The sequence below is a fragment of the Amycolatopsis sp. VS8301801F10 genome, assembly GCF_046195355.1.
GTDB lineage: Bacteria > Actinomycetota > Actinomycetes > Mycobacteriales > Pseudonocardiaceae > Amycolatopsis.
The window spans coordinates 8,584,089-8,603,180 of the sequence record NZ_CP176065.1 but is presented as its reverse complement, the minus strand read 5'-3'; the positions used below and the strand labels follow the sequence as shown (position 1 = coordinate 8,603,180).

Here is a 19,092-nt window from a genome sequence, read left to right as displayed (position 1 = left end):
GCCTGGCGAACCCGTCCGGCGGCTGTTCGCCCCCCACCGCGGCGAATAGCCGCACCCGATCCGCCTGCCCGACCAGATGTCCTAACCCCGGAAAGGCAAACCCGCCCGGACCTTTACCGACCCGACCCCCATGGCGGACCAGATGTCCCAACGCCGGACAGGCAAACCCGCCCGCCCGGACCTTCACCGAAAGGAAAACACCATGTCCCACCGAGCCATCCCCTCCTCCTCGCCGCGCGCCCGGCACCGCAGGCCGAAGACGCCCCAGCACAAGATCGTCCGGCATCTGCATCCGGTGCGGCACCGGGAAGTCCGTCCCGAACACGACCCGGTCCGGGTTCGAGAACGGCTGGCACTGCATCGCCACCTCGCGGTCGTCCGCTCTGAAAACCCTGGCGGCCGAAGAGGTGCGGCGTGAGCATCGCCGTCGAGGACCAGACCGCGGCGACCGACTCCGAGAGGCTCGCTCGCGCCTATCTGCTCGGTGTCGCCGAACCACCGGCACCGCACTTGCTGGAGTTCGTCGGCACACACGGCCCGGTCGCGGCGGCCGAGCGGGTCCGGGCCGGGGACTGTCCCGAAAAGGTTTTCCGCGAAACGGCCGCGCGGCGGGAATCCACGATCGCGGAACAAGATCTCGAAGAGGCCGCCAAAGCCGGCGCCCGGCTCATAGTTCCGGAAGACCACGAATGGCCTGCGTGGCCGTTGTTGTCGCTGGCGGTCGCGAGCGGAAACGGCGTGAAGCACGTGGCCGCGCCACTCGGGTTGTGGGTGCGCGGCCACGCGAGCCTGGCCGAAGTCGCGGACCGCGCGGTGGCGGTCGTCGGCGCTCGGCTGGCCACGGACTACGGCCTGCAGAACGCCCTCGAGATCGGCCATGCGTTGGCAACTCGACAAGTACCGGTTTTCTCCGGTGCCGCCCTCGGCATCGACGCCGCCGCCCACCGAGGCGCGCTCAGCGGCGGCGGGGTCACGGTCGCGCTCCTCGGTTGCGCGGTCGACCACGCCTATCCCACCGGAAACAGCGGCTTGCTGGACCGCATCGTCGCCGAGGGCGGGGCGATCGTCAGCGAGTACGCGCCTAAGACACCGCCCGCGCGGCATCGATTCCTGGTGCGCAACCGCCTTATCGCAGGTCTCACCGACGGCACACTCGTTGTGGAGGCTGGGATCCGCAGCGGCGCGCGCAACACCGCCACCATCGCGGGCGCGCTCGGCAAGGTGGTGATGGCGATGCCGGGATCGGTGCATTCAGGCAGTTCAGCCGGTTGTCACGCGCTGATCCGGGAATGCAAGGCCACGTTGGTCACCTCAGTCGACGAGGTGCTCGAAACCGTGGGCCGATTCGGCACCGCGGCTCCGGCGGCCGAGCAGACTCGGCGGCCGACGGACAATCTCGGTCCGGAGGCCTCGAGGGTCTACGACGCGTTGCTGCCCCGGGCCGGACGGACGCCGGAGGAGGTCGCGGAAAGCGCGGGAGTACCCGTTTCCCGAGTTCGCGCCTTGTTGCCCGCACTGGAAATCGACGGCTTCGCGGTGCGCGGCGAGACCGGCTGGCGGCAGATAGTGCGAACGGCCAGCCGATGATGGGCGTGGCGATGCTTGACCAATGGCGATGGTTCGCGCAGCGTAATCGTCATGCCCTCAGCGAGTGCGCGCAAGGACGCGGTCCCGCGTCCGGGTGGACACCGGAAACTCCCGCCACGACCCGATCTTCGTGCTCTTCGCGCCGAATTGCCGGAGTCGGCCGAGTCGGTGGTGGCCGATTACGAACGGCATCTGTCGCTGGAGCGTGGGCTGTCGCCGCACACCGTGCGCGCGTACGTCGGCGACGTCGTTTCGCTGTTGGCGTTCCTGACCGTGGGGGAGGACGACCGTCCCGCGCGGCGCTTTGAGGACCTGGACGTCACGCAGCTGCGCGCGTGGCTCGCGAGGCAGCGCTCGGACGGTGCCGGGCGCACCACCCTCGCGCGCCGCGCCGCGGCCGCGCGCACCTTCACGGCTTGGGCGCACCGCACCGGTGTGCTGAAGTCGGACCCGGGCGGCCGGCTGGCCGCGCCGCGCACCCATCGGACGCTGCCCGGCGTGCTCCGCGCCGAGCAGGCCGACGCGCTCATGGACGCCTCCGCGAAAGGGGCAGCCGAACGGGATCCGGTTGCTCTGCGTGACCGCGCATTGGTCGAATTGCTGTATGCAACCGGCATTCGGGTGGCGGAATTGTGCGGGCTGGACGTCGGCAGCGTGGACTTTTCGCGCCGCGTGATTTCGGTGGTCGGCAAGGGAGACAAGGAGCGGACCGTCCCGTTCGGCGTCCCGGCGGCCGAGGCGCTGACCGCGTGGCTGGAGGACGGACGGCCCGCCCTGGCTGGGGAAACGCCGCCGGCGGCGTTGTTCCTGGGCGTCCGCGGCAAGCGGCTGGACCCGCGCGCGGCGCGCCGCGTGGTGCACGAGGCGGTGGCCGCGGTGCCCGGCGCAACGGACATGGGGCCGCACGGGCTAAGGCATTCCGCCGCGACGCATCTGCTCGAAGGAGGTGCCGATCTCAGGAGCGTTCAGGAACTGCTTGGTCACGCTACGCTGGCCACGACCCAGCTCTACACTCATGTGACCGTCGATCGGCTGAAGGCGATCCATGACCGAGCACACCCGCGGGCCTGAAGAGGCCGGCGGCGGCTCGGCCGGGGACGGCAGGGCCGAACCGTCGGCGCACGCGCATCCGCACGAGCACGGAGACCACACTGAGCAGCACGCCGAGAACGACCGTGCAATGACTTCCACGTCGCAGGTCACGGAAGCCGGGGCGGAACGCCCCGGCGTGCAGGACGCCGTCAATGGGGACGGTCGTCCTGGTCAGGACGTCGACGCGGGGATTCAGGCGCTGTGGCAGCAGTTCGCCGACAAACCGGACCAGACCTCGCGCGACCGGCTGGTGCTGCACTACGCACCGCTGGTGAAGTACGTCGCGGGCCGGGTCGGCACCGGTCTGCCGACGCACGTAGACGTCGGCGACCTCGTGCAGTCGGGCATCTTCGGGCTGGTCGACGCGATCGAGAAATTCGACCCGGAACGCGGCCTGCGCTTCGAGACGTACGCGATGCAACGCATCCGCGGCGCGATCCTGGACGACCTGCGCTCCCAGGACTGGGTCCCGCGCGCGGTGCGCAGCAAGGCGAAGGAAACCGCCCGAGCCCTGGAACGCCTGGGCGCCCGCCTGCACCGCACCCCGACCGACGCCGAACTCGCCGGCGAGATGGGCATCAGCCTGGACGACCTGCGCGACTTCTACGGCCAGCTCCGCCTGACCAGCGTGGTGGCACTGGAAGACCTAGTCGCCGCGGGCAAAGACGCCGGCTCGCTCGTCGACACGTTGCCCGACGACGGCGCGGTCGACCCGGTGGCCGTCCTCGTGGACCAGGACAACCGCCGCCAGCTCGCCGAAGCCATCGCGCAGCTCACCGACCGCGACAAGATCGTCGTCAGCCTTTACTACTTCGAAAGCCTGACCCTGGCGGAAATCGGCAAAGTCCTCGGCGTCACGGAATCCCGCGTGAGCCAACTGCACACCCGCGCGGTGATGCGGCTGCGCGCCAAGCTGATGGAACAGCCCAGCGGCTGACCTCCGGCCGGGATCGACCAGACCGCGACAGGCTGGCTGCTGGACCGCCGCGAGGGTTTGCAGCGGGCTGCCTGGTGCCACTCCGGCCACGGCGAAAGCGGTTTTGGCTGGAAATCACCCCGACGGCTGGAAGCCGACTGCGTTGTGACGGCCTGGCTGCCAGACCGTCGCGACGGGTTGCCGCGGCCAGCGGTGGGCCACCTTGGGTGGCGTAGGTGGTTTCGGCTGTCGGCCTCCCACGGAGTTGTCGGTTGAGGATTGGTCTGCCGGGCCGGGCGGTTTGGCTCGGGCTCGCTCTACGGTCGGCGGTCGCGAGTGGCCCCTGCCCGGTGCCCGGTGCCCGGTGGCCGGTGGCAGGCGTGGCTGGTTGTTCTGGATCGCCCCGCTGCGAATGGCCCGGTTGGTAGACGCCTGGCCAAGATTGCTCGCGGAGCAGGCCGTTGGCGGCGAGTTGGGCGCCTCTGAGACCGACCCCCCTTATCGTCTCGTTCCCTGCGCACACCTCCTTCCGGGGACTGGATTTCGCGAGCAATCTCGGCTCTGGCGGGTGGGAGTGAGCGGACCGTCACGGGCCTTCGGCCCACGGCTTGAGCCGCACCCGGCTTGGGGTGCCGACCAAGGCCAGCGGGTCGATGTATTCCGTGCCGCGGCGGGCTCCCCAGTGCAGGCAGGCGGCGGTCGGGCAGCCGGGGTGGCCTGGAGCCGCCGTTCCCAGGGGCTGGCCCCGGTAGATCTGGTCTCCGGCGGCGACCGTCGGGGTGATCGGGAGATAGGTGGTGTGGAGGCCGCCGTCGTGGTCCAGGGCGACTACTCCCTGGCCGGCTACTTGACCGGCGAACACCACTACTCCCTTGTCGGCCGCCAGTACCTGTTGTCCGGCGGCAGTTTCCAGGTCTACGCCTCGGTGGCCGGGGCCGAACGGGGTCGCGGGTGGTTCGAAGTTGCGGGTGACGTGCGGGCGGGGCGTCAGGGGCCAGGCCAGGCGGCCGGGTTCCTCTGGGGAGGGCTGGAAGGAGGCGGCGTCGGCTCGGGCGTTGATCAGGGCTGCCGAACCTGCGGACAGAGTCAAGACCGTCGCCAGGATCAGCCACGTTCGGGTGGTGCTTGTGCGGCTGCGCTGGCTGAACAACCGGAGTTCGCCGCCTGCTCCGGCCAGGCGCAGGGGCGGGTGGCCCCAGCTGAAATCGCACGGCAGGGAGATCCGGATGCTCGGCAAGAGGGTCGTTGCCGTCGGGGAGTGCGGTGGGCGGACGAGCCTCCGGGAGATGAAGAGAGTGTGGCGGGCGGCGGAGGTCGCGCGATTCCAGACGCGGCGGAAAACGGTGCGGATTCTGGGCGGTCTGGCGGGTGTTCTGCGGTGACGGCCGGTCCTGGGGAGCGGGCGCGTCGAAACGGCGGGCCGGGCGGTATCGCCTGGGTTCAGGAGAGCGGTGGCCGCGGACGGCTGCTCAGCGAGCAGCGCGGCGGTTGCCAGAACTACCGGGTGAGGCGTCTCCGGCCCCGGGGACACCAGCGGTGCCGAGGGACTGGACTCGCTGCTCGCCTCTCGGTCCGGGCGAGGTGCGGACGAGTGCGCGGCACAGGCCGCGCGCGATTTCGAAGCCGGATTCGGCGAGAGTTTGGATTGGCTGCTTGCCTCTCGGTCTGGGCGGGGCACAGGCGACGGTGCCTCGCCCGCTGTGTTCGGGGTTGGGGATGGATTCGACGAGCGGCCGGACTGGCCTCTGCCCACGCCGGGCACAGGCGAGACCTCCGCACCGGCCGCACTCGATGTCGAAGACGAACCCGGCGCGGCAGCAGCAAGGGAATCAGCGGGACGGAAACCTGCGGAAAAAGAACGAGTCGTGGTCATGTCCCCATCCTCGACCACCGCCCGACGGAAACCGGCTGATCAGCGGGGGTTGTCCACAGGCAGGCACAGTTGTGGACAACCCCCGGCGGGGCGAAGGCCGCCCGCGGGGGCGGGCCTGGTGGCAGGGGGTAGAATCAATTCCGCAGTCCACTCGCTGGGCTGACTTCGCGTGCACGTGCGCGCGTCCCCGGACGGGCCGCTTCTGGCGGGAACCCGGACGGAGGGGCGCACGGTGTCCGGCGGTCCCTGGGGGTTGCGCACTTCGAACCCGCGGGTCCGGGCATCGGTCGCGGCACCAGGGCCCATGACCTCCCGGTCGCGGGCGACTAACCGGAACAGCGCCTCCGCGGGCGGGTCGAAACCGACAGCGGGAGCGCGCGAGTACAGAAAAGGTGTGATTCCGGCAATGGCCGTCGTCACCATGAAGCAGCTGCTCGACAGCGGCGTGCACTTCGGGCACCAGACCCGTCGGTGGAACCCGAAGATGAAGCGCTACATCTTCACCGAGCGCAACGGCATCTACATCATCGACCTGCAGCAGACGCTGACCTACATCGACCGTGCGTACGAGTTCATCAAGGAAACCGTCGCGCACGGCGGCACCATCATGTTCGTCGGCACCAAGAAGCAGGCTCAGGAAGCCATCGCCAACGAGGCCGCGCGCGTGGGCATGCCCTACGTGAACCAGCGCTGGCTCGGCGGCATGCTGACCAACTTCCAGACCGTCCACAAGCGCCTTCTCCGCCTGAAGGAGCTCGAGGCCCAGGAGCAGACCGGCGGCTTCGCCGGCCTGACCAAGCGCGAGATCCTCACGCTGACCCGCGAGAAGGACAAGCTCGAGAAGACCCTGGGCGGCATCCGGGACATGGCCAAGGTGCCGTCCGCGGTGTGGATCGTCGACACCAAGAAGGAGCACATCGCCGTCGGCGAGGCTCGCAAGCTCAACATCCCGGTCGTCGCGATCCTCGACACCAACTGCGACCCGGACGAGGTCGACTACCCGATCCCGGGCAACGACGACGCGATCCGTTCCGCCGCGCTGCTGACGAAGGTCGTCGCCGAGGCCGCCGCGGCCGGGCTGATGGCCCGTTCCGGCCGCAACGGCGCCTCGGCCGACGCGAAGCCGGAGACCGGTGCTTCGGACGAGCCGCTGGCCGAGTGGGAGAAGGAGCTCCTCGCGGGCTCGGAGACCGCCGCCGCCGACGCGACCGAGGCCGCTGCCGCGACCGAGACCGCCGCCGCGGCCGAGACCGCGGAAGCGACCGGCGAGCAGGCTCCGGCCAACTCCTGATCCACCCCGTCCGGGCGGTCCGCGCAGGGCCGCCCGGACGGCGCTCACCGCACACGTACCTGAAACGGACGGATTCAACACGATGGCGAACTACACCGCCGCTGACGTGAAGCGCCTGCGCGAGATGACCGGCGCGGGCATGATGGACTGCAAGAAGGCCCTCGAGGAGAACGACGGCGACTTCGAGAAGGCTGTCGAGTTCCTGCGCATCAAGGGCGCCAAGGACGTCGGCAAGCGCGCCGAGCGCGCCACCGCCGAGGGCCTGGTCGCCGGCGACGGCGGCGTCATGATCGAGCTCGACTCGGAGACCGACTTCGTCGCCAAGAACGACGAGTTCCAGCAGCTCGCGGCGAAGATCGTCGAGACCGCGAAGGCGCTGAAGACCAGCGACGTCGAGGCGCTGAAGGCCGCTGACCTGGGCGGCAAGCCGGTCAACGAGGTCGTGCAGGAGCTCTCGGCCCGCATCGGCGAGAAGCTCGAGCTGCGCCGCGTGGTGTCGTTCGAGGGCCAGACCGCGATCTACCTGCACCGCCGCGGCTCCGACCTCCCGCCGGCCGTCGGCGTGCTGGTCGAGTTCACCGGCGACGACGTCGACGCTGCCCGCGGCGCCGCCATGCAGGTCGCCGCGCTGCGCGCGAAGTACCTGACCCGCGAGGAGGTGCCGGCCGAGATCATCGAGAACGAGCGCCGCATCGCCGAGCAGACCGCCCGCGAGGAAGGCAAGCCCGAGCAGGCGCTGCCGAAGATCATCGAGGGCAAGGTCAACGCGTACTACAAGGACAACGTGCTGCTCGAGCAGCCGTCGGTCAAGGACAACAAGAAGACCGTCAAGGCCCTGCTCGAAGAGGCCGGCGTGACCCTGACCCGGTTCGCCCGGTTCGAGGTCGGCCAGGCCTGAGCGAGGCACTGGGACTAGGTTCTGGCACTGTGCCCCGTCTCCGCGCATCGGGGACGGGGCACAGTCGGGTCTACCGAGGGGCAGGAGGCGACAGACATGGGTGAGGACCGGGTCGAGGGCGGATACCGCCGGGTGCTGCTGAAACTGGGCGGCGAGATGTTCGGCGGCGGCGCGGTGGGCGTCGACCCCGACGTCGTGCACTCCGTCGCCCAGCAGATCGCCGACGTCGCGCGCACCGGAGTGCAGATCGCGGTGGTGATCGGCGGCGGCAACTATTTCCGCGGCGCGGAGCTGTCCCAGCGCGGCATGGACCGCGACCGCGCCGACTACATGGCGATGCTCGGCACCGTGATGAACTGCCTCGCGCTGCAGGACTTCCTCGAAAAGGAAGGCCTCCCGACCCGCGTGCAGACCGCGATCACGATGGGCCAGGTCGCCGAGCCCTACATCCCGCGCCGCGCGGAACGGCACCTCGAGAAGGGCCGCGTCGTGATCTTCGGCGCCGGCGTCGGCATGCCGTACTTCTCCACCGACACCGCCGCCGCGCAGCGCGCGCTCGAACTCGGCTGCGAAGCCGTGCTGATGGCCAAGGCCGTGGACGGCGTCTACACCGCGGACCCGAAGACCGACCCGGACGCGAAGATGTTCCACGAGATCAGCCACCGCGAGGTGCTCGAGCGCGGCCTCAAGGTCGCCGACGCCACCGCGTTCAGCCTCTGCATGGACAACAAGATGCCGATCATCGTGTTCAACCTGCTCACCGAGGGCAACATCGCCCGCGCGGTGGGCGGTGAGAGGATCGGCACGCTGGTCTCGACCCCCGCCGACGAGGCGTCCGCCTAGACCTGCTGGGATCAAGCTCAGGTCCGACAACACAACACCGGGAGTAGCCGTGATCGACGAGACCCTCCTCGACGCCGAGGAGAAGATGGAAAAAGCGGTGTCCGTCGCGAAGGAAGACCTCACGTCGGTGCGCACCGGGCGGGCCCACCCGTCGATGTTCTCCCGCATCGTCGTCGAGTACTACGGTGCGCCGACGCCGCTGAACCAGCTGGCCAGCGTCAACGTGCCGGAGGCCCGGATGGCGTTGATCAAGCCTTACGACCAGACGCAGCTGAACGCCATCGAGAAGGCGATCCGCGAGTCCGACCTCGGCGTCAACCCGAGCAACGACGGCAACGTCATCCGCATCGTCATCCCGCAGCTCACCGAGGAGCGGCGCAAGGAGATGGTGAAGGTCGCGAAGGGCAAGGGCGAGGACGCCCGCGTCTCGATCCGCAGCATCCGCCGCAAGGCCAAGGAAGAACTCGACCGCATCGCCAAGGACGGCGAAGCGGGCGAGGACGAGGTCGCGCGCGCCGAGAAGGAGCTGCAGAACCTCACCGACACCTACGTGCACCAGGTCGACGAACTGGTGAAACACAAGGAAGCAGAGCTGCTCGAGGTCTGATGAGCCAGGTGAGCGAGGAACGCGACGAGCGGGTGAGCGACACCCCGCCACCGGGCCCGGCCGCCGAGCCGGACCCGGTTTCGCGGCTGGAACCGGCTCCGGAACCGCCTGCCGCGCAGCGGAAAACGGACTCCGCGGCGGATGCGCGCGCGGAATCCGGTGCTGCGCTGGGGAATCAGGCGGAGACCGCGGACCGGCTGGCGAAGGGCGCGAAGGGCGTTTCCGCGGGCGGATCGGACGAGGGCGCGAAAGGCGTTTCCGCGGGCGGGCTGGGCCAGGGCGGGAAAGCTGCGGGCGGGCCGGACACGGGCGCGAAAGCTGCGGTTGGGCCGGGCCAGAGCGGGAAAGCCGCGAGCGGGCCGGGCACGGGCGCGAAAGCTGCGGTTGAGCCGGGCCAGGGCGGGCAAGCCGCGACGGGGCCGGGCAAGGGGACGAAGGGCATTCCTGCGGGCAGGCCGGGCAAGGGCGCGAAAGCCGAAGCCCACCCCGTGAATGGCGAAAAGCCCGAACCGGAGAAGAAGGCGTCCCGGGCCGGGCGGAATCTTCCCGCTGCGATCGGCGTCGGGCTGTTGCTCGGGGCCGCGATCATCGTTTCCCTGCTTACCGTTCGGTTTCTCTTCATCGGGGTCATCGCCGCCGCGATCGCGGTCGGCACTTTCGAGTTCTCCGGGGTGCTGCGGCGGGTCGCGGACACCAAGGTCGCGCTGATTCCGGTGCTGGTCGGCGGGCAGGCGATGATCTGGCTGGCCTGGCCGTTCGGCCGGGAAGGCGCGCTCACCGCGTTCGTGCTCACCGTGCTCGCCTGTCTGCTGTGGCGGTTGCCCGGCGGCGCGAAGGGGTACGTGCGCGACGTCAGCGCCTCCGTTTTCGCTGCCGCGTACCTGCCCTTGTTCGGTGCGTTCGCGGCCATGCTCGTGCCGCCGCACGACGGGGTCGGGCGGGTGCTCACGTTCCTGATCGGCGTGGTCGCCTCCGACACCGGCGGCTACATCGCCGGCGTGCTCGGCGGCAAGCATCCGATGGCGCCCACGATCAGCCCGAAGAAGTCCTGGGAGGGCTTCGCCGGTTCGATGATCGCGGGCATCGTCGCGGGCGTGCTCACGATCAGCCTGATGCTGGACGGCCACGCCTGGCAGGGCGTCATCTTCGGCGCGGCCATCGTGCTCACCGCGACGCTCGGCGACCTCGTCGAATCGCTCATCAAACGCGACCTCGGCATCAAGGACATGGGCACCCTGCTGCCCGGCCACGGCGGCATCATGGACCGTCTCGACTCGCTGCTTCCCTCGGCCGTCGTGTCCTGGCTGCTGCTGTCGGCCTTCGTCCCGGCCTGAATCCCTCAGTCGTCGTACGGGTCGTCGACCTCGGCGCGGCCCACGTCTTCCAGCACCCGCGAGTGGTCGATCACCGCGAACACCGCGCCGTCCGGATCGGCGAGGATCGCGGTGCGGCCGAACGGGGTGTCGTACGGCTCGATCACCACCGAACCGCCCAGCATCAACGCCTCGCCCGCCGCCGCGTCCGCGCCGCGCGCGGGGTCGACCTCGAAGTACACGAGCCAGTGCGGGGGAGTGTCCCGGCGGTATTCGGGGCCCATCACGTAGCGGTACAGCACCGCCGTGTGCTCAATGGAATATTCCGCATAGTCCACGCTTTCGCCGTCTCCGACCTGACGGCTCGAGTAGTTGAACAGCTTGGTGTAGAAGTGGTCCGCGGCGACGCCGTCGTGTGTGTTGAGGTCCGCGCCGCTGAACGTGTTGGGCACGCCGCTCGCGAACTGCCAGTCCGGCGGGGCTTCCCAGAACACCACCGGCGCGCCGCACGCGTCGATCGCGTGCACGATGCTGCCCCGTTCGGGGATCGCGATCGGCCCGAGCGTCACCTGGCCGCCCAGGTGTTCCACCCATTCGGCCGCGCTCGCGGTGTGCGGCACGGCGAGCTGCAGCGTCCAGCCGGGCGCGCTGCGGGGCCCGGCTTGGTACAGACCACCGGCGGCCACCCCGTCGCTCGAGGCGATGGAGTACCGGCCGGTGGGCGACGCGGGATCGCGCCGGGTTTCGTAGTCCCAGCCGAAAAGGCGGGAGTAGAACTCTTGGGTGCGAGCTTCGTCGTGGCACGCCACCTCGATCCAGCAGGGCAACCCTGCGGGGATCGTGCGGGAGCCTGGCCAGCCGATCGACATTGCGTGTCTCCTCCCCGACGAGGGAGAAGTGTATTCGGACGGGCGGGGTTCTACGCTCTGAGCGGGAAAGCCGCCGCGCCCGCCGGCGCCCCCGAGACGGAAAGGAGTGCCGTGCGCTGGTTGTTCCGCGGTCCGGCGGCGTCCGAAGAAGTCGTTCCCAGCCCGAACATCTGGTATCACCAGCACGTCTACGACGTGGAGAACCGGGCGCAGGACGCGGACGGCGAGATTTGGCGCGTACTGCGCGAAGAGCGCGACTGGACCGGTCTCGACGTCCTCGATCTCGGCTGCGGCGACGGATACCACCTGCCGCTTTTCGCCGAGGACGCGCGTTCGGTGCTCGGGATCGAACCGCACCCGCCGCTCGCGCGGGACGCGGAACGACGGGTGCGGGACCTGGAGAACGTGCGGGTTCGCGTGGGACGAGCGCAGCGGTTGCCGGTGGACGACGCCAGTGTGGACATCGTGCACGCGCGCACCGCGTATTTCTTCGGCCCTGGCTGCGAACCCGGATTGCGCGAAGCGGAACGGGTGCTGCGGCCCGGAGGATCGATCATGATCGTCGACCTCGACGTGACCAGTGAGCCGTACGGCGGGTGGATGCGGGCAGATTTGCCGCACTACGACCCGCCTGCGGTAGAACGCTTCTTCGCCGCGCACGGCTTCAACTGTCGGCGCGTACGCACGCGTTGGCGCTTCGCGGACTTCGCCGCGGCGGAATCAGTGTTGAAGATCGAGTTCAGCGCGAAGGTCGCGCAGCGGGCGATCGCCGACACGCGCCGGTTGAACCCGGGAGCGGGCAAGGTGACGCTGCCGGTGGGCTATCGCGTGCATTGCCGCGTCAAGCCCACCGGCCTCGTCCTGCCCGGTCACTCGGCTGCCTCGCCGGAGCCCGGCTCGTCGTCTTCGACTTCGCCGAGGATCGAGTAGATCGACCGGCGTGCTTCGTTGAGCACGTCCACCGCGCGGGCCTGCTGGTTCTCGCTGCCCGCGCGCATCACCTGCACAACGGCCGCGGCGAGCGTCGCGCCTGCCTTGCGCAGATCGTGCTCGACCGGTTCGACGTCGTCGGTGAAGTGCTCCCACGGCGGGGTGCCGGTCTGCTGTTCGGCGGCGGCGCGGCCCTCGTCGGTGAGCTCGAAGAGCTTCTTGCCGCTCTCGTCGCGGCTCACGACCAGGCCCTCGTCGGCCAGCATCTGCAGGGTCGGGTAGATCGAGCCGGGGCTGGGCTTCCAGAGCCCGCCGCTGCGCTCGCCGATCTCGCGGATGATCTCGTACCCGTGCCGCGGCTGTTCCGCGAGCAAGACGAGGATCGCCGCCCGCACGTCGCCGCGCCGTCCGCGCCTGGGGCCGCGGCGTCCGCCCGGACCGTGGCCGCGCCTGCCGCGCCCGCCAGGTCCGCCCGGCCCGAAGCCGAACTCGCCGAATTCCCGGCCCCACGGCCCGAACGAGGACCGTCCGTGCCTTTCGTGCTCGCCGTGTTCGTGATGTCCGCCGGGGAACGAGCGTCCGCCGGGGAAGGGGTGTCGTCGTCGGTTCATGGTCTTGGTTCCTTTCTCGAACTGTTGCGACACGTTCACGATATATCGGAACCGGTCGGTTGGCAACCTTAGCGACAACCCGGGGACCTGACCGACCGGCGGACACCGGGGTCGGCGATACTCGAAGCACTAGCGAAAACACCCGAACGACCTGGGAGACCCGACCTCCGATGCTGGACCGTGCGGTCATCGACGCCCTGTTCCCCGCGGATCTGCCCGAGCCTGAGCACTGGGAACAGCGCTATCCGGCCCGGCAGCTGCCCGACGGCGCGAAGGTGACCCGGTTCGGCCCGTCGCCGACCGGCTTCGTGCACATCGGCGGCATCTACGTCGCGACGATCGACCAGGACGTCGCGCGCCGTTCCGAGGGCCGCTACCTGGTGCGCGTCGAGGACACTGACCAGTCGCGCGAGGTCGAGGGCGCGCTGGAGCAGTTCGAGCGCGGCTTCGCGTACTTCGGGCTGAAGGCCGACGAGGACGCGGTGCGCGGCGGCGACTACGGCCCGTACCGGCAGTCCGAGCGCGAGCAGATCTACCTCACCTACGTACGCCACCTTCTGCGCGAAGGCCGCGCGTACATCGACTTCGCGACGAAGGACGAGCTGGCGGCCATCACCGCACGGCAGCAGGCCACGAAGCTCCCGACGGGCTACTACGGCTCGTGGGCGATCTGGCGCGACGCCGACCCGGCCGACGTGCAGGCGAAGCTCGACGCGGGCGAGCCGTGGGTGGTCCGCTTCCGCGCGCCCGACGACACCGGCCAGCGCGTGCGCTTCACCGACGCGATCCGCGGCACCATCGAGGCCGAGGCCAACCGCAACGACGTGGTGATCCTCAAGAGCTCCGACCAGAGCCCGCGGCTGCCGACCTACCACTTCGCGCACGCGGTCGACGATCACCTGATGCGGGTGAACCTGGTGATCCGCGGCGACGAGTGGATCTCGTCGGTGCCCACGCACCAGCAGCTCTTCGAGGCGCTCGGCTTCGAGCCGATCCAGTACGCGCACATCGCGCCGCTGATGAAGCAGGAGGGCGGCAGCAAGCGGAAGCTGTCCAAGCGCAAGGACCCGGAAGCCTCCGTCGACTTCTACCTCGAAGCCGGCTACCCGGTCCCGGCGGTGCTGTACTACCTGCGCGGCCTGGCGAACGGCCGGCTCGCCGAGATGCCGCTGCCCGAAGCGCTCGACGCGCCGATCAACCTCGACGAATGCGGGGTCGCCGGTCCGCTCGTGGACCTGGTGAAGCTGGACGACCTCGCCGCCGACTACGTCGCGACGCTGTCCGGCGAGGAGATCCTCGCGGCGGTGCTCGAATGGGCGCAGCGGTTCGACCCGGAGCTGAAGGCGGTCCTGGAGTCTTCGCGGGAGCTGGCGTTGCGCGCGCTGGCGGTGGAGCGCGAGGGCGTCGAGAACCCGCGCAAGGACTTGAAGAAGTGGAGCGAGTTCCGCGCCGTCTACGGGTTCTTCTTCCCGCAGCTGCACCAGGCGGCGACCGGTCCCGACGACGAGCGGATCGCCGCGCTCGGCGTCCCGGCGGACGTCGTGCGCGCCGTGGCCTCGGACTTCGTGTCCGCCTACCAGCAGCTCGACGACGGCCAGGAGTGGTTCCAGCAGATCCGCGACGTCGCGGCGAAGCACGGGTTCGCCAAGAACGCCAAGGAGTACAAGAAGGATCCGGACGCCTACCCCGGTTCGATCCGCGAGGCGTCGCAGATCATCCGGATCGCGATCACCGGGTCGACTCGCAGCCCGGACCTGCACTCGATCACGCAGGCGCTGGGCGCGGAGGAAACGTTGCGCCGCTTCGGCAATCTGGTGTCGTGAGTGTTGATCACGGTTCTAACCGTGATCAACACTCACGAGTTGAGGTAGGTCAGCCGGCGATGGCCGCGTTGGACAGGCCTTCCGCCATCAGCTCCAGCACCGAACGCTCGCGTTCGGTCAGCGAGCCGAGGCGCTGATCCGGTGATCCGCTCGTGAGCAGCTTCGAGATCACCGCCGGGTCCATCGCCGTGCCGCCTGCCGCGACGCGTTCGAGGGCGTCGATGAACTGTTCGGCCTCGAAAACGCTGTCCTTCAACAGATATCCGACGCCGCTGGCCCCGGCGGCCAGCAGCTCGCGGGCGTAGAGCTGCTCGACGTGCTGCGACAGGATCAGCACCGGCAGCCCGGGCGTCTCGCGGCGCGCGGCGAGCACCGCACGCAGGCCCTCGTCGGTTTGCGTCGGCGGCATCCGGACGTCGACCACGGCGACGTCCGGCCGGTGTTCGCGCAGCACGGCGACGGTTTCCGGACCAGTCGTCGCGGTCGCCACCACCTCGTGGCCGTACGCCTGCAGGAGCCGGACGAGCCCGTCCCGCAGCAGGTAGAGGTCTTCGGCTACGACGATGCGCAGGGCACCATCATCCACGCTCGGGTCGGCCCGCCTTCCGGGCTGGTGATCTCCACGGTGCCGTCGAAGACCGCGAGGCGGCGGCGCAGTCCGGCGAGTCCGCCTGCCGGGCGGATTTCGGCCCCGCCGCGGCCGTCGTCCTCGACCTCGGCGCACAGCCGGTTTCCTTCCTGCAGCAGGGAAACCCGCACCCGCGCCGCGTGGGCGTGCTTCACCGCGTTGGCGAGCAATTCGGCGATTCCGAAGTACAGCGCGGATTCGATCGGCGGATCGAGCGGACGGGGCAGATCGGCTTCCACGGTCACGTCGAGCGGCAGGTCCATCGCCATCGCGCGGACCGCGTCGACGAGACCGCGTTCGTTCAGCACCGGCGGGCTGATGCCGCGGACCAGCTCGCGCAATTCGGCGAGCGACGTGGCCGCGCCGGCCCGGGCGTCGCGCAGCAATTCCTTGGCCTGCTCGGGATTCGTCTCCATCAGCTTCTCCGCCGTCGCCAGCGCGAGGCCGAGCGCGACCAGCCGGGCTTGCGCGCCGTCGTGCAGATCCCGTTCGATACGGCGGATTTCCGCGGCTTGCGCGATGGTCGTGTCCGCGCGCAACGCCGTCAGGGTGTCGACCCGGTCGGCCAGCTCCATGGTCGCGGACGCGCCCAGGAACCGGGTGGCCACCGGGGCGACGCTCCGCCACGCGTAGGGCGCGGTCGCGATCGTGACCAGAAGACCGGCCGCGTAGCCGCTCGGGAGGTTCGTCAGTGCCAGGAAGGCCACGACGACGCCGGCCAGCGGCACGAGCGCGACCAGGACCGCAGTACTCGCATCGGTTCGTCCCCTTGTCCCTCCGGCTTCCCGGTCCACTGTGCACCACGAACCGCCGGATTCCCGCCGCCCGAGGACAGGAGTGGGTCCAGGCCCACCTGCTCAAGCGGCCAGGCCCATACCGGGCCAGGCCGCGGCTTCCTAGCGTTGCTGGCACAACGGGAAACCACAAGGGAGAACAGTGATGCAGACCATCGAACGCCCCGCCGCACGGGACTTGCTCGGCTTGGCGAAGGGGTTCGTCGTGGCTTACGGAGCGGTGAGCGCGGTCGTGCTCGGCGCGATCGCGGCGCTGGCCCTCTCCGGCGGAGAGGTGTCCAGCTTCATGTGGATCCGGTCCGGGGTGGTGGCCGTCAGCGCCGCGGTCGCGTGGTGGCTGGTTTCGGCCGCGGCACGGGGATCGCGCAAGGCTTACGAGCGGATGCGGTTCGTCGCGATCGTCGCGCCGGTCGCGATCGTCGGCGTCGACCTGATCCCCGGCGTGTGCCCGCTCTGGTTCCTGCTGGCGCAGACCGGCTGCGCGATCGTGCTGGCGGGCGCGGCGGTTCCGCTCGTCCGGTCGCGGGCTACCTTCCCGAAGTGACCCGCGGGATCAGCCGGATGCGGGTGTCGAGGTTGCGTTCGACGGCCGGGCGGCTCGACAGCAGGGGGAACGAGCCGCCGGACGCCCACAGGTCGTTCAGGTCGCGGTAGTGCGGGCTGCGCGGGTCGCCGGACTGGCCGGGCGCGTTGATCGCCCGCGACGCGTCCCAATTGCCGACGTCGAGCGCCATTTTGAAGGTCGCGCCATTGAGCTGCTGGTAGGTGAACGGATGGAAGAACGACGGGTGGACGGTCTGGTAGTCGCCGCCTGCCGGGTTCGGGCCGACGTTCGGGCCGCCCGCCGGGTGCACGAACTCCTGGTACTGCAGCGAACCCCAGCGCCATTTCGCCGGGTCGCCGCCGAGTTTTCCGGCGACGTCGCGGAAGGCGAGCGGGAGGGTGTCGAGGATCAGCTTGTCGCGTTTGGCCGCGCCGCCCGGGCCGAACCACGCGTCCGGGTCGGCGAAGGACGCGAGCACGAGGCTGAAGTCCGGATTGATGGTGCTGGAGAGGATGTCCGCGGCGGCTTGCGGGAGCGTCGCGTGCGCCCAGCCGCTGTGGAGGTACTTCAGCAGCCAGGTTTCGTACAGCGCGGCGGGCGCGGAATCCACCGAGGCGAAGCCGTCGAAACCGCGCAGCAGGTCGAGCGCTTTCGCGGTGTCCGCGTCCGTCGAGGAGAGATTCCGCAGGAACGGGACGAGCCTCGTGGCCAGCAAGGATTTTTCGTCGCGCTGGATGGCGAGCGAATCGGCGACGCGGGCGCGCGGCGTCGACGTGATCAGCTCGTCGATCCGCTCCTTGCGATAAGGCAGCTGCCATTCGTAGTTGGACACCACCGGGAAGTTCGGCGGGAGGTTGTAGTCGTTGGCGGAGGAGAAGAATCCGGCAGGCGGGTTGTGCTGCCACGGGAGTTCGGAGTTGGCGTGGAAGCCGTTCCACTCGTAGCGGCCGTCGCCGGGGACGGGCAGCAGGCCGTCGTATCCGGTCCCGGTGCGGCGCGGGGTCAGCGCGCCGGGGACGTAGCCGAGGTCGCCGTGGACGTCGGCGTAGACGAGGTTCGACCCGGGCGTGCCCCAGGTGCGCATTCCGGCGGTGAACTCGCTGAAGTCGCGGGCCCGCTGGTAGTTCAGGCTGCCGAGATACGCCGCGCTGCCCGGTTCGGTCCACGCGGTGCGCACGGCGAACGCCCGGTGGGCCGCCTCGTCGACCTTCACGATCGGGCCGTGCCGGGTGAAGGACAGTTCGCGGGTCACCGGCTGGCCGCCGAGCACCGGGATGGTTTCGGTGATCTTGGTGATCGGCTCCCAGCCGCCGCGGTAGCGGTACCGGCCATGGTCGGCGGGGTCGAGGTCGTAGACGTAGAGGTCGGTCTGGTCGACCGGCAGGTTGGTCAGGCCGAACGCGACGGAATCGTTGTGTCCGATGGCGATGCCCGGGTTCCACGGTTCGCCCGCGCCGGTGAGGTTCAGCCCGGGCGCGGAAAGCTGGGCGACATAACGACCGGACGGCAGCGAGTCGGAGCGGCGGTGCGGGTCGCTGGCGAGGATCGGCCGTCCGGTGGCGGTGCGGCCGGGGCCGATCGCCCACGAGTTGCTGCCGCTGGTGGCGTCGGCGATGTCCTGCGACCCGGCGACGCCGTGGGGGAACGTGACGGCCGCGGTCGCCTTGTTGTAGACGGAAAGCACGTCGCCGGGGACGGAACAGGGATCGAGGCCTTCGGGCACCGCGGCCTCGTGGTCGGGGTGCAGGCTGCGGAGGTATTTGCTCGCCTTCGGCCCGGCCTGGCACACCATTTGCGCGCGGACCACCTCCCACGTGAGGTTCTCGCCGATCGCGTGCGTGCGGATGCGGACGACGTCCTCGGGCCGCCAGCGCGACGGCTGGTACCCGAGCCTGCCGAACTCCGGCGGGACGGCTTCGGGGTGCTTGGCGAGCCAGTCGACGTAGGAGTTGATCCCCTCGGCGAACCGGGTGGCGGCGAGTTTGGCCTCGGGACCGTAGGCGGCCCATTCCCGCTGCATGTCGCCGCGGTAGAGAAACAGCCGGGCCGCGCGGTCCTGGTCCACATAGGACTCGCCGAGCACCTCGCTGAGCAACCCGAGCCCTCGGCGGCGCCACGTGTCGAGCTGGAAGAGCCGGTCGCGGGCGACGGTGAATCCCTGTGCGTAGAACAGGTCCGAGGTGTTGGCGGCGTAGATGTGCGGGACGCCCCATTTGTCGACGAGCAGGTCGACCGGACGGCTGAGACCGTCGAGCGCGACGGTGCTCGTGGAGGCCGCGGCTGGGGCGGTGCCGAGCAGCGTCAGAACGAGTATCAGGACGGTAGCTTTGGACCGCATTTCCCCACCCCCGGCAGCAGTGTTGACCCCGCGCACGCTAATCGCGGCCGGGGCGGGGACCCACCCCTGAACCGGGAGGAGTAGGGGGAACCGGACTCCGGGTGCCGTACTGTCCCTGCGCATACCGAACCCCGG

The 19,092-nt window shown here is 69.9% G+C and carries 16 protein-coding genes and 1 pseudogene; 11 read left to right on the top strand and 6 right to left on the bottom strand.

The features are described from left to right. Positions 1 to 414 precede the first annotated feature (414 nt). The 3 genes from dprA to F9C11_RS39400 all read left to right on the top strand — a co-directional run bounded on the left by dprA (position 415) and on the right by F9C11_RS39400 (position 3,616). The gene (gene dprA / locus F9C11_RS39410; RefSeq protein WP_409182416.1) at positions 415 to 1,587 is read left to right on the top strand and encodes a DNA-processing protein DprA; all 1,173 of its coding nucleotides are present in this window, start codon (positions 415 to 417) and stop codon (positions 1,585 to 1,587) included. A 51-nt stretch (positions 1,588 to 1,638) separates the two neighbouring features. Further along, positions 1,639 to 2,658 carry a tyrosine recombinase XerC gene (locus F9C11_RS39405; protein ID WP_409182415.1) on the top strand — a complete coding sequence of 340 codons (1,020 nt, stop codon included), beginning with the start codon at positions 1,639 to 1,641 and terminating at the stop codon, positions 2,656 to 2,658. A gap of 109 nt (positions 2,659 to 2,767) precedes the next feature. Beyond that, on the top strand, positions 2,768 to 3,616 hold the full coding sequence (locus tag F9C11_RS39400; protein ID WP_043827786.1) for a FliA/WhiG family RNA polymerase sigma factor: 849 nt from the start codon (positions 2,768 to 2,770) through the stop codon (positions 3,614 to 3,616). A gap of 565 nt (positions 3,617 to 4,181) precedes the next feature. Here F9C11_RS39400 and F9C11_RS39395 read toward each other — a convergent pair. Continuing rightward, the gene (locus F9C11_RS39395) at positions 4,182 to 4,703 is read right to left on the bottom strand and encodes a murein hydrolase activator EnvC family protein (RefSeq protein WP_409187077.1); all 522 of its coding nucleotides are present in this window, start codon (positions 4,701 to 4,703) and stop codon (positions 4,182 to 4,184) included. Positions 4,704 to 5,874: 1,171 nt separating this feature from the next. Between F9C11_RS39395 and rpsB the strand changes: the two genes are divergently transcribed. From rpsB to F9C11_RS39370, 5 genes are all read left to right on the top strand, one after another. Further along, positions 5,875 to 6,759 carry a 30S ribosomal protein S2 gene (rpsB, locus tag F9C11_RS39390; protein WP_409182414.1) on the top strand — a complete coding sequence of 295 codons (885 nt, stop codon included), beginning with the start codon at positions 5,875 to 5,877 and terminating at the stop codon, positions 6,757 to 6,759. 82 nt (positions 6,760 to 6,841) lie between these two features. After that, complete coding sequence (tsf, locus tag F9C11_RS39385; protein WP_409182413.1) at positions 6,842 to 7,657, top strand: translation elongation factor Ts; 816 nt, start codon at positions 6,842 to 6,844, stop codon at positions 7,655 to 7,657. Between the two features lie 96 nt (positions 7,658 to 7,753). Continuing rightward, positions 7,754 to 8,500: a UMP kinase gene (pyrH, locus tag F9C11_RS39380; protein ID WP_101435129.1), complete on the top strand. Its 747-nt coding sequence runs from the start codon at positions 7,754 to 7,756 to the stop codon at positions 8,498 to 8,500. 49 nt (positions 8,501 to 8,549) lie between these two features. Then, entirely contained in the window at positions 8,550 to 9,107 is a 558-nt protein-coding gene (frr, locus tag F9C11_RS39375) for a ribosome recycling factor (protein WP_009074501.1), read from the top strand. Positions 9,108 to 9,595: 488 nt separating this feature from the next. After that, positions 9,596 to 10,441 (top strand): phosphatidate cytidylyltransferase, encoded by an 846-nt coding sequence (locus F9C11_RS39370; protein ID WP_409187076.1) that lies wholly within the window; start codon positions 9,596 to 9,598, stop codon positions 10,439 to 10,441. A 5-nt stretch (positions 10,442 to 10,446) separates the two neighbouring features. Here F9C11_RS39370 and F9C11_RS39365 read toward each other — a convergent pair whose 3' ends face one another. Then, the gene (locus F9C11_RS39365; protein WP_409182412.1) at positions 10,447 to 11,289 is read right to left on the bottom strand and encodes a VOC family protein; all 843 of its coding nucleotides are present in this window, start codon (positions 11,287 to 11,289) and stop codon (positions 10,447 to 10,449) included. A 111-nt stretch (positions 11,290 to 11,400) separates the two neighbouring features. Here F9C11_RS39365 and F9C11_RS39360 point away from each other — a divergent pair, with 111 nt between their 5' ends. Continuing rightward, the gene (locus tag F9C11_RS39360; protein ID WP_409182411.1) at positions 11,401 to 12,219 is read left to right on the top strand and encodes a class I SAM-dependent methyltransferase; all 819 of its coding nucleotides are present in this window, start codon (positions 11,401 to 11,403) and stop codon (positions 12,217 to 12,219) included. Here the strand turns inward: F9C11_RS39360 and F9C11_RS39355 are convergent. After that, a complete protein-coding gene (locus F9C11_RS39355) occupies positions 12,159 to 12,830 on the bottom strand; it encodes a PadR family transcriptional regulator (protein ID WP_409182410.1) in 672 nt (223 codons plus the stop codon). The two genes, F9C11_RS39360 and F9C11_RS39355, sit on opposite strands and share 61 nt — an antisense overlap. Before the next feature lie 170 nt (positions 12,831 to 13,000). Here F9C11_RS39355 and F9C11_RS39350 point away from each other — a divergent pair, with 170 nt between their 5' ends. Then, the gene (locus F9C11_RS39350) at positions 13,001 to 14,653 is read left to right on the top strand and encodes a glutamate--tRNA ligase (protein ID WP_409182409.1); all 1,653 of its coding nucleotides are present in this window, start codon (positions 13,001 to 13,003) and stop codon (positions 14,651 to 14,653) included. A gap of 55 nt (positions 14,654 to 14,708) precedes the next feature. Here the strand turns inward: F9C11_RS39350 and F9C11_RS39345 are convergent. Both F9C11_RS39345 and F9C11_RS39340 read right to left on the bottom strand, forming a co-directional pair. Then, positions 14,709 to 15,224, bottom strand: a pseudogene (locus F9C11_RS39345) (response regulator); the annotation flags it as partial. Further along, positions 15,209 to 16,009 (bottom strand): sensor histidine kinase, encoded by an 801-nt coding sequence (locus F9C11_RS39340; protein WP_409182408.1) that lies wholly within the window; start codon positions 16,007 to 16,009, stop codon positions 15,209 to 15,211. The gene F9C11_RS39340 and the pseudogene F9C11_RS39345, both read right to left, overlap by 16 nt. A gap of 211 nt (positions 16,010 to 16,220) precedes the next feature. Here F9C11_RS39340 and F9C11_RS39335 point away from each other — a divergent pair, with 211 nt between their 5' ends. Continuing rightward, entirely contained in the window at positions 16,221 to 16,619 is a 399-nt protein-coding gene (locus F9C11_RS39335; protein ID WP_409182407.1) for a hypothetical protein, read from the top strand. Here F9C11_RS39335 and F9C11_RS39330 read toward each other — a convergent pair. Beyond that, positions 16,603 to 18,957, bottom strand: coding sequence for a penicillin acylase family protein (locus F9C11_RS39330; RefSeq protein ID WP_409182406.1), 2,355 nt, complete (start codon positions 18,955 to 18,957; stop codon positions 16,603 to 16,605). The genes F9C11_RS39335 and F9C11_RS39330 overlap by 17 nt on opposite strands. Positions 18,958 to 19,092 lie beyond the last annotated feature (135 nt).